This is a genomic window from Virgibacillus sp. MSJ-26 (genome assembly GCF_018918075.1).
Classification (GTDB): Bacteria; Bacillota; Bacilli; order Bacillales; family Amphibacillaceae; genus MSJ-26.
This window is the reverse complement of sequence record NZ_JAHLPW010000003.1, coordinates 394,620-404,594: the sequence shown is the minus strand read 5'-3', so window position 1 is coordinate 404,594 and position 9,975 is coordinate 394,620. Positions and strand designations below refer to the sequence as shown.

At 35.7% G+C, this 9,975-nt stretch carries 11 protein-coding genes; 6 read left to right on the top strand and 5 right to left on the bottom strand.

What is annotated here, in order from left to right:
* Nucleotides 1–1,349 (top strand): IS1182 family transposase (locus KQI49_RS03965; protein ID WP_253286641.1); only part of this gene is annotated, 1,349 nt, incomplete at its 5' end.
* Between the two features lie 63 nt (nucleotides 1,350–1,412).
* Here the strand turns inward: KQI49_RS03965 and KQI49_RS03960 are convergent.
* From KQI49_RS03960 to KQI49_RS03945, 4 genes are all read right to left on the bottom strand, one after another.
* The gene (locus KQI49_RS03960) at nucleotides 1,413–2,009 is read right to left on the bottom strand and encodes a protein kinase (RefSeq protein ID WP_216486982.1); all 597 of its coding nucleotides are present in this window, start codon (nucleotides 2,007–2,009) and stop codon (nucleotides 1,413–1,415) included.
* 718 nt (nucleotides 2,010–2,727) lie between these two features.
* The gene (locus KQI49_RS03955) at nucleotides 2,728–3,021 is read right to left on the bottom strand and encodes a type II toxin-antitoxin system RelE family toxin (protein ID WP_216486980.1); all 294 of its coding nucleotides are present in this window, start codon (nucleotides 3,019–3,021) and stop codon (nucleotides 2,728–2,730) included.
* The gene (locus tag KQI49_RS03950; RefSeq protein ID WP_216486979.1) at nucleotides 3,005–3,283 is read right to left on the bottom strand and encodes a hypothetical protein; all 279 of its coding nucleotides are present in this window, start codon (nucleotides 3,281–3,283) and stop codon (nucleotides 3,005–3,007) included. The genes KQI49_RS03955 and KQI49_RS03950 overlap by 17 nt, the downstream gene beginning before the upstream one ends.
* Nucleotides 3,284–3,691: 408 nt before the next feature.
* On the bottom strand, nucleotides 3,692–5,416 hold the full coding sequence (locus KQI49_RS03945; RefSeq protein WP_216486978.1) for a SulP family inorganic anion transporter: 1,725 nt from the start codon (nucleotides 5,414–5,416) through the stop codon (nucleotides 3,692–3,694).
* 321 nt (nucleotides 5,417–5,737) lie between these two features.
* On the opposite strand from KQI49_RS03945, the gene KQI49_RS03940 reads away from it, so the two are divergent.
* The 5 genes from KQI49_RS03940 to KQI49_RS03920 all read left to right on the top strand — a co-directional run bounded on the left by KQI49_RS03940 (nucleotide 5,738) and on the right by KQI49_RS03920 (nucleotide 9,441).
* Nucleotides 5,738–6,331: a Dph6-related ATP pyrophosphatase gene (locus tag KQI49_RS03940; protein WP_253286640.1), complete on the top strand. Its 594-nt coding sequence runs from the start codon at nucleotides 5,738–5,740 to the stop codon at nucleotides 6,329–6,331.
* Nucleotides 6,332–6,475: 144 nt separating this feature from the next.
* A complete protein-coding gene (locus KQI49_RS03935; protein ID WP_216486976.1) occupies nucleotides 6,476–7,459 on the top strand; it encodes an ABC transporter ATP-binding protein in 984 nt (327 codons plus the stop codon).
* Nucleotides 7,437–8,210 (top strand): ABC transporter permease, encoded by a 774-nt coding sequence (locus KQI49_RS03930; protein ID WP_216486975.1) that lies wholly within the window; start codon nucleotides 7,437–7,439, stop codon nucleotides 8,208–8,210. Before KQI49_RS03935 ends, KQI49_RS03930 begins: the two co-directional genes overlap by 23 nt.
* Nucleotides 8,211–8,317: 107 nt before the next feature.
* Nucleotides 8,318–8,746 (top strand): spore coat protein, encoded by a 429-nt coding sequence (locus tag KQI49_RS03925; protein ID WP_216486974.1) that lies wholly within the window; start codon nucleotides 8,318–8,320, stop codon nucleotides 8,744–8,746.
* A gap of 134 nt (nucleotides 8,747–8,880) precedes the next feature.
* Nucleotides 8,881–9,441 carry an SLOG family protein gene (locus KQI49_RS03920; protein ID WP_216486973.1) on the top strand — a complete coding sequence of 187 codons (561 nt, stop codon included), beginning with the start codon at nucleotides 8,881–8,883 and terminating at the stop codon, nucleotides 9,439–9,441.
* An 8-nt stretch (nucleotides 9,442–9,449) separates the two neighbouring features.
* Here KQI49_RS03920 and KQI49_RS03915 read toward each other — a convergent pair whose 3' ends face one another.
* The gene (locus KQI49_RS03915) at nucleotides 9,450–9,734 is read right to left on the bottom strand and encodes a YesK family protein (RefSeq protein ID WP_216486971.1); all 285 of its coding nucleotides are present in this window, start codon (nucleotides 9,732–9,734) and stop codon (nucleotides 9,450–9,452) included.
* Nucleotides 9,735–9,975 lie beyond the last annotated feature (241 nt).

The window sequence follows — 9,975 nt, the reverse complement described above, 5'->3', positions numbered from 1 at the left end:
AAGAAATAGATGCGGAAGCTGTTTTTATCGACGGTACAAAAATAGAAGCTAATGCGAATAAGTTTACATTTGTTTGGCGTAAATCTGTTGAAAGATACAGTTCGAACCTGATTGAAAAATCTAACGTAATGTACGATGAGTTGCTGGAGAAAGAAATTATTCCAGCGATTGAACGTGAAAATGAAGAAGAACTTTCGGTGAAGGAAATAGAAACCATCGTCGAAAAACTAGACGATACCATTGATACATATACGAAAAAGATTGACGATTCTGATGTGGTAAGCGAACGGAAACAGTTGCGCTCGGAGCGCAAAGAACCGAAGAAATATCGAAAACATTATGGAGATTTTCTTGTTCGGAAACAAAAGTATCAACGAGATATGGAGATATTTAAAGATAGAAATAGTTATTCGAAAACAGATCATGACGCCACATTCATGCGTATGAAAGACGATTACATGAGAAATGGCCAATTAAAAGCTGGATACAACTTACAAGTTGCGACAGAAGGACAATATGCGTTAGCGTACGATATCTTCCCTAATCCGACAGATACACGCACGTTTATTCCATTTTTAAATACTATTGAAAAAGATTATTTTGAATTACCCAAATACATCGTCGCTGATGCAGGTTATGGTAGTGAACAAAACTATGATGATGTATTAAATAATAGGAATCGCACACCACTTATTACATACAACCAATATCGGAAAGAAAAGAAAAAGAAATTTAAAAATGATCCATTTAAAACTGCAAACTGGGAATACGATGGAGCAACAGATTCTTTTATCTGTCCAAATAATCGAAGATTAAATTATATATACGAATCTAATCGGACAGATAAATATGGCTTTAAAAGAACATTTAAAGTCTACGAGAGTGAAAGCTGTTCCGATTGTCCTGTGCGCTCCTTATGTACAAAGGCAGCAGAAGGTAAAAACAGAAAGTTATTTTACAATGAAAAATGGGAATACCAAAAAGAATATGTGAGAGAGAAGCTTTCAAACGAAGAAACAGGTGAAATCTATGGGAAACGTAAAATAGATGTTGAACCAGTTTTTGGATTTTTGAAGGCTAATTTAGGTTTCACTCGTATGTCCGTACGAGGTAAATCTAAGGTGCATAACGAAATGGGATTTGCGTTAATGGCGGTAAATTTAAGGAAGTATACCGCCATTAACAATGAAAATGGAACATTTTCACATAAAAACAAAAGAAAAAACGGTTGCGTTTATCTTTTATTGATAAACATAACCGTTTTTGTTTATTTGGGGCTAGTTATGTCCCAGCCTCTTGAGACATTTACTTTTTACTATCCTGTTGTTCTACAATCTGGCCGATTCTAATTTAATTTTCTTCGACAATCGCGCCCGATTGTGGTACAAACGAAATCACCTTAGAACATATCCTTATTCTTTCCCACATTCATAACAGCGTCTATCTTTGTCCTCATCCCCGTACATACATAGCTCCTTTTTCATTTTACAAATGTTACAAAAATCAAAGTAGATTTGAGGTAGTCTACCTTTCTCAGCTAATGGAACCCAACCTTTTTCGTACAAACTTTTCGTCATACCATAATCTATAAAAATAAGCTTATAATTACTGTCTAAACCAAAGTTACTACTATCCTCCAAATCAAAACAATCAAATTCACTATCCAATTCTTTTAAAACTTTTCCAAACAAATTTGGAATCAAATATGAATGTTCTTCAGCATTTATTTCATATGACTGATTATTTTTTAATTCCAGAGGGGTGTAGTATTTTTGTATGGAAATATAATTATCAACATAATACGTTTGAGCGAGTAATGCATCAAGACCCTTTTTTTGCATTGAGGTGTATATCTTTAATTCATTTACTGATTGTTTATATCCAACTGGATGCAGATGTACTTTTATCACATAATCAGAAACTTTATATACTTTTCTTGTGGCACCTATACCCACGAAATTATCTTCCTTACAGAATTGATTCCAATTTTGAATTAACAGTTCTAACATAATTTCCTCACTATCCTAAAAGCATTATTTCAGAATCTGACCCGATTCTTGAATAAACTAAATTAAAAATTCCATTAACTAAATTTTAACATAACTCTTATATTAACCTAACCAATGATGCAATATTCTCAGGAAGTATTATAGTGAATGTATCATCAACCACTAATAAAACAGATATAATGTAATTCGAAACAATTGAATCTCTACAAAAATATGCTCAATTGCATTGGGTTGTTATACCCGTTGATTACCTCGCACTTTTCCTCATTTTATTTCGCCCGATTTTTCACGATTCCTTATTCATGATACTTTTTTGTGACATTTCCATAAAAAAATGAGGTTCTCCCTTTAGAAAACCCCGTTATATCAAAAGTTTATTTATTCACTTTTTGGACCTACATCATGCCCGGTGTGTTGTGAGCCGTTTTTTGTCTTGTGTTGAATTATGAAATGCCGTTAAATCAATATTTTTGATTATTTTATTATAGTAAGACTTCGCGTGATTGTATATCTTTGTTTATCCCTGTTACTTTTTTGTTACTGTTTAAATGTATTTCTACAAACTAAAATATTAATTTATTGACATCTATTAATAGGTATTGCGGTACTACGGACAATTAGAAAAGGTTACAAACATCGTATCCTGACTTTTTATTCATTCTTCAGAAAAAAAATCCCTATTTTTATAGAGTTTATCTTTTGTCAAATTATTATTTCCCTATTTCCTTTTCCAATAAACATCTTCTCGCTTGTGTTTAATACCATCAATCCATACAACTAATTCCTCTTCGTTAACTTCGAATACCAGAATTACCTGATATAATCCAAGTCTTACCCAATAATTTTTTAAGATCCCGTTGGGTATTTGTTTTGCAGTTAAAGTCGGCATAAATGATAATCGCTTATGGGAATCTAAATATATTCGTTCTTTAACTTCTGAAGGATAAGCAACTATATTACTCAATTCATCAAGGGCGGTTTGCGACCAATAAACATTATAAATCTTGTTCACTTTCAAACTCCTTGATTTTTCTTTGGAGGTAATCTAATCCTTGTTTCTGATCATAAATACGTCCATTTGAGCGATCTTTTCGACTTTGTTGTACTTGATAAATAATTCCTTTATCCTCAGATAAATGGCCTAGATTCATTTGTTCAATTGTTTCTTTTTCCCTTTTCATATTTAAATAACCAATAAAGTCGTATACTTGAACAGCGTCTTCTTCTTGAATAGAGTCAATTAAGTTTTTAAGTTCTTCACGGTTAACACTCATCTATAGCACCGCCTTGTTATTTATTTACATCATTATATCATTGAATGAACCATTTCTGGAAATCGCCTGATTCTGACACGATTTAGGCACAGTGTTGTACGACAATAGTCCCCGTTTGTTGAACAAGCAATATTATTATATAAAGTAATTTAAATATATTTAATATTTTAATGGTACCATATTCTTATCTGAATTCAATGCAGTTAAGCAACTTCCCATGACTTAAAGTAACAGTAACGATAAATTGAATTCAGATTTGCTTTTAGTAACGAAAAAAAAAAGCGATGGAATATTCATCGCTTTTTATAATGTTATTAGTTTGTAAAATACATAACGTGAGTGTTTTATAAGTTTCTACAAATTAGGGAAATTATAAAAGGCTAACCGGATGCTTTCGCTTTTGTTTTCTTAACTTGATTCCTCCAATTCTTCACTCGTCTTAAAGGACTGGCAAGACGTCCGCCCGGCACGTGAGCATACTGTGCATTTCTCTACGCTGATAAGACTTAAACCATAATCCACAGCATCTTCAGATCTTGTGAAAATGTGTTCGTGTCCGACTTTCTCATATAGTCCGGTTATTTTCAGCATATCCAAAACATCTTTATTGGCTTCACTAATGAGAGTCGTGCCACCCATGTTGTGGAAATCAGTAATGAGCGATTCAAGGTTTGCTGCTCCAGTCGCATCTAACATCGGTACATTTTTAATTTTTAAAATGAGTACTTTCGGACGCTTATTGATGGATCTTGTAATAGTTGATTCAAACCTGTCAGCAGCACCGAAGAAGAGCGGGCCGTCAATCGTGTAGAATGATAGTTGAGGGCAGGTTGTATCGTATTCTTCAGAGCTGGTTAGTCCATTACGTTTAGTCATTACAGGAATAACTTCCTCCACATCTAATGCGTCACTCATTCGTTTAATAAACGAAATACCTGCAAGGAGTAGTCCGATTTGAACCGCCATCGTTAAATTAACGAATACGGTGAGTAAAAATGTTGTTGCTAGAACGAGCGAATCACCTGATTTTAATTTTAAAATATGCGCGAATGATTTATATTCACTCATGTTATAAGCGACAACCATGAGGATTGGTGCCATAGCTGCTAAAGGAATCGCCGAAGCATAGGGTGCAAATAACAGTAACGTCGCCAGGACAAATACACTTTGAAAAATTCCTGAAAAAGGGCTGACTGCGCCACTTTTTATATTGGTCGCTGTTCGAGCAATGGCGCCTGTTGCCGGGATACCTCCAAAGAGAGGTGTCACCATATTCGCAATCCCTTGCCCCATAAGTTCTCGGTCTGAATTGTGCCTTTTACCTGTCATCCCGTCGGAGACAACGGCGGATAGTAGTGATTCTATGCCACCTAACATCGCAATCACAAATGCCGGTTGCCAAAGCATCAAAATTTTATCCCAAGTGATCTGAGGGAATTTAAAAGTTGGTAACGATTGTGGGATGCCACCGAAAGCCGAACCAATCGTTGCAACTTTACTCGGAAAAAAGATGACTGCAATCACTGTTGGAACAATCAGAGCAACAAGTAAAACGGGTACCCTTGGAAAAAATTTTGGAATAAAAATGACGATTAAGAGACCAATAACGGCTGTAAGCACACTGAAAATGTTTATGGAATCCAGGTTTTGAGCAAGTTGGATCATATTTTGATGAAAATATTCCTTCTTTTCCAAGCCTTCTAATCCGAGAAAGTCACCAATTTGTCCACTGAAAATTATGACAGCAATCCCAGCGGTAAAGCCAATTGTTACAGAGCGGGGAATATATTTTATCAATTGCCCCAGTTTAAATACGCCCATCAAGAGCAGCATAATCCCCGCTAAAAATCCAGCAATCAATAAGTTTTCATAGCCATACTGCAGGACGATGGCGAGTAAAATCGGAATGAATGCGCCTGTTGGACCAGCAACTTGAAACCGAGAACCTCCTAATAACGCGACAAGTAATCCTGCAATAATCGTTGTATAAAGTCCATATTCAGGACTGACACCTGAAGCTATCGCAAAGGCCATCCCAAGCGGCATAGCAACAATACCAACAGTTACACCTGCGACTAAATCACGCTTTAAATCGTCAAGTGTTAAACCTTTAAAGCGATCATCTTTAAACACGAATCAATCTCCTTTAATATTTTTTAAACACAAAGAAACCTCGCCTAGGAGGCGAGACTAAAAAATAAAACATTTGCCCTATCCATCTAATCGTTCTGAAAAGGAAAATAAAGTAAAATAATGAATATTTTATCTACTATATATAATCATACCATATATAGAATAATAATGCTCGGGTTCTGCTTATGGTACTATTTATGGATAATAAAAATGAGATCTCTATATTTTGTGTCGATAAAATACATATCGCAAATCACTGAAAAAATTCAGCCTAGGCTTTATAATCAGGATAGAAATAAAATTCAAAGGGGGGGCATTAAATTGAAAAAAGTTGTTTTATCATTTAGTGGGGGAAAAGATAGTAGCTTAGCTTTGTATTATCTTTTAAAAGAAGGTTTAGATGTTGTTTGTTTAGTGACTACAGCATACAAAGAGAAAGGGGAAACAGTGGCTCATGGTGAGTCGTTAAGCAAGGTTGAAAAACAGGCAAATGAGTTAGGCATACCTGTTACTTTTATTAAAACAGATTTCGATACATATCAGGAGAACTTCGTTAATAAATTAAAAGAGTTAAAGGAAGAGTTAGATATTGACACGATTGCTTTTGGCGATATTTATCTAGAAGGTCATCGCGAGTGGGGTGAGCAACTTGCTCAAGAAGCAAGTCTCAACGCTTATTATCCGCTGTGGACAAGCAAAGAAAATGTGGTTGATATGCTACATGACTTTGTTAACTTAGGGTTTAAAGCGGAAATCATTAAAATAGACGATACTAAACTTCCGTCAAGTTGGTTAGGACGAACGATAGATGATTCCTTTATTAATGATATTTTAGAAAAGGACGTTTGCCCGATGGGGGAATCTGGAGAATATCACACCTTTGTTTATGATGGACCGATTTTTAAAAAAGAGTAGAAAAAACATTATTAATATTCATCTAAAGAATCCGCTCCAAGCTTTTCAGTCTTAGGACGGATTTTTTTTCAATCATTAGTCCGTAGAAGAAATATGTGCTGTTTCGTATGATAGGGTTAGTTAATAAAAGAAAGGGAGAATAGTATGGAGACGATTGTAGATGTGAATCATTTAAACAAAAGTTACAAAATGAGAAGGGGCAAAGAACATATCCAAGCGGTGAATGATGTTTCGTTTAAAGTACAAAAAGGAGAAATCCTTGGACTTCTGGGTCCTAATGGGGCAGGTAAAACAACAACGATTAAAATGATCTGTGGATTATTAATTCCGGATTCAGGCTCAATTTCCATTAAAGGGATGGATCTTAGTAAAAATAAGCTTCAAGGCCTTCAGCATATTAGCGCCGTTTTAGAAGGGAATCGGAATTTATATTGGCGGCTCACGGTTAGAGAGAATTTAGAGTACTTTGCAGGCAACCGAGGGAAATCACGAAAAGAGGTTTATGGTCGGATTGAAGAGCTGTTAGAACAATTTAACTTGAAAGGGAAAGAGCACGAGTTAGTGAATCGCCTTTCTCGTGGTATGCAGCAAAAGTTAGCGATTGCGGTTGCCCTTCTAGCTGATAGTGAGGTGATTTTGTTAGATGAACCGACACTCGGTATTGATATTGAAACAGGCTATGAGGTTCGACAAATCTTAAGAGATATTGTTGAAAAAAGCAATCGAACGATTATTCTTAGTTCACACGATATGGACGTGATTCAGGATTTATGTGACCGAACTGTTATTATTAACCATGGTCAAATTGTGGTTGATGACAAAGTTGAAAATCTTATGCGTTTATTTGCCGTTCGTTCCTACACCATTACGCTAGGTCAACCATTAACGGATCAACAAGAGATTTTACTCCAACAAGAATTTTCCCACTATCAGTATTCAGCAGACCGAATTGAGCCAATCCTTGAAATAGATTTAGCAAAAAGTGAAAACATTTATAAACTATTTGATATTTTTAAAAAGGAAAATACACCAGTGGAAACCATTGATCGCAGCACTATTAATTTTGAGCAAGTCTTTATGAAAATAGTAAAGGGGGAAAACGGGCATGAGCTGGCTTCATCTTCTTAAAGCGAATTTTAGAAAAGAATATATAGAACTGAAACGATATTTACCGAATACAATGGCGATGATCTTTACATTTTATTTTATTTTTCTAGGGATGTTTGCGGGGATTCAAGTTATCGGAGATCCAAGTGTTCAGGACGTTAATACACAGTATGCCATTGTTAATTATATTGTCTGGTTTTTAGCTATGGTTGTGATGCAAGACATTGGTTGGCAAGTAACAAATGAGTCAATGCGAGGGACGTTAGAGCAATTATCGATGTCTCCGATGGGACTCTGGCGGATTATGACAGCCAGGTTAGTGGCGACGACAAGTATTAATCTCATTATCGTTGTTGTATTATTGTACATTTCAATGTTAACGGCAGGTCAGTGGTTAAATATTGACGTTATAGCCATCGCACCTATTCTTATATTAACGCTGATTAGTATGTTTGGAGTCGGCTTTATGATTGCAGGTATATCCATTATATTAAAACAAGTGCAGTCTTTCTTGCAGATATTGCAATTTATTCTCGCTGGTCTCACATTTGTTCCGTTGTCGGTTGCACCTTTTTTAGCCTATCTTCCGTTTGTGAAAGGTGTGGATTTGATTAGATATGTCATGATTGACGGGGCAACTTTGAGTCAGATAGGCGTAGGGAATTTTTTAATATTAGCCTTTAATGCTATCTTTTACTTTATACTAGGACTTGTTTGCTTTCTTTACTGTGAACGGGTGGCGATGCATAAAGGTTTACTGGCCCATTATTAAGCTTTTTCACTAATCTATTTGATAAAACTAGGTTATTGACTTATACAACGATGCAACTTCTTTCATAGGTTATTAATGAACCTATCATAGGGAAGGGAGATATTTTTATGAGACATCATCATGGGCCAAACTGCAGGTGCCCTAAGTGCATCGTATATCCTGTTAAAGAAAATGTTGTGCATAAATGTACAGAAGAAACGGTGGAACATATTCATCCATCTCACACGACAGTAATGAATCATCATTTAGTGAAAAATAAGCATTTCTTTCCACATTCTACTTCTGTTGAGAACACGTATAACAGTGTTGATGAATTTGGAGGAGCATTTAATGTTCCAGGCAATCAAGTCGGTGGCGCAATGAGTCCAGGTATGGGTGGTTCAGGAGGCCAAGTTGGTGGCGCAATGAGCCCAGGTATGGGTGGTCCAGGAGGTCAAGTCGGTGGAGCGATGAAACCAGGTATGCATGGCGGCCAGTGCAAGCCATGCGGAGGACCGATGCATCACCATCATCATAAACACAATAAATGGTGCTAAATTTAATAAAAGAGCTGATGCCATCGTCAGCTCTTTTTTGTTTGTAAAATCATTCTACGCTTTAAGACGCAACATCTTATAACTAGTATGATAAGATAGAGAAAAATTGTAAGAGGAGAAAGGTAGTTATTAAAATGAAAATCATGTTTGTTACTGGTTATAAACCGATGGAACTGAATTTATTTAAGCCAGATGATGAGCGAATTACATATATTAAAGAAGCGATTAAAAAAAGACTCATCCCTTTTATTGAGGAAGGTCTGGAATGGGTTATTATATCAGGACAAATGGGAGTTGAACTCTGGACGGCGGATGTTATTTTAGATGACTTGAAAGATCATTATGATATTCAACTGGGTGTGATCCCCCCGTTTGAAAATCAAGAAAGCCGTTGGCCGGAACCTCTTCAGATGCAATACCAGGAAATGATCATGACAGCTGATTTTTACCAGCCATTGTATAAAGGAGACTATAAAGGACCTTTTCAATTCCGTGCAAAAAATAAATGGCTGATTGATAAAAGCGATGCTTGTCTTATCCTTTTAGATGAAGAAAACCATGGGAGTAATCGTTATTTTTATGAAGAGGCACAGCAAACTGAAAAGGATTATCCGATTTATTTAATCACACCAGCTGATTTAGATGATGTCGTTCGTGAAATACAGATGAATGACCCACGATATTGGGATCAATAGTAATGAATTTACTCCTGATCCCAATATGATTTCTTAAGCTCCTTCATATTAGCGATAATTGCCGTCATGATAAAGGGGATGGCAGACCCAATAAAAAGTGTAAAGCCAATAGTTCCAAGACCGATACCTTCCCAAGCACCTACGATAAATGAAATCCCAATTAATATTAGGCTAAGTATTATAACGCCAATCGGGATAAAATATTGTAAAGGTGACTTTTTACTTTGGAAATATAAAGTAGTCGTTAATAATATAATGACAGTTGCTATTAATAGTCCAATTAAAAGACCCATATCATTTACCTCCAAATATAGTTATCAATTTCTTCGAAGAGGCGTTTAGTTGCCCCGCATGTTAATTACCTGGGTTATGAAGGGCAAGTTCGGTGGAAAGTCCTGAAAGATGTCCTTCATTCAGATTTAGCTAAGCATAACAAGAAAATTCGCGGATTCTTTCTTACTTTTAATCTACAAAATTTAATTTTAAGATTCAATGTTAGTTATAGTAAGTCTAACTCGGACTATTACTTAAATT

Bases quoted from the DNA above. Each gene is read 5' to 3' on its own strand.
- KQI49_RS03960 (WP_216486982.1), bottom strand. From the start codon at position 2,009: ATGTTAGAACTGTTAATTCAAAATTGGAATCAATTCTGTAAGGAAGAT.
- KQI49_RS03950 (WP_216486979.1), bottom strand. From the start codon at position 3,283: ATGAGTGTTAACCGTGAAGAACTTAAAAACTTAATTGACTCTATTCAA.
- KQI49_RS03935 (WP_216486976.1), top strand. From the start codon at position 6,476: ATGGAGACGATTGTAGATGTGAATCATTTAAACAAAAGTTACAAAATG.
- KQI49_RS03930 (WP_216486975.1), top strand. From the start codon at position 7,437: ATGAGCTGGCTTCATCTTCTTAAAGCGAATTTTAGAAAAGAATATATA.
- KQI49_RS03925 (WP_216486974.1), top strand. From the start codon at position 8,318: ATGAGACATCATCATGGGCCAAACTGCAGGTGCCCTAAGTGCATCGTA.
- KQI49_RS03920 (WP_216486973.1), top strand. From the start codon at position 8,881: ATGAAAATCATGTTTGTTACTGGTTATAAACCGATGGAACTGAATTTA.
- KQI49_RS03915 (WP_216486971.1), bottom strand. From the start codon at position 9,734: ATGGGTCTTTTAATTGGACTATTAATAGCAACTGTCATTATATTATTA.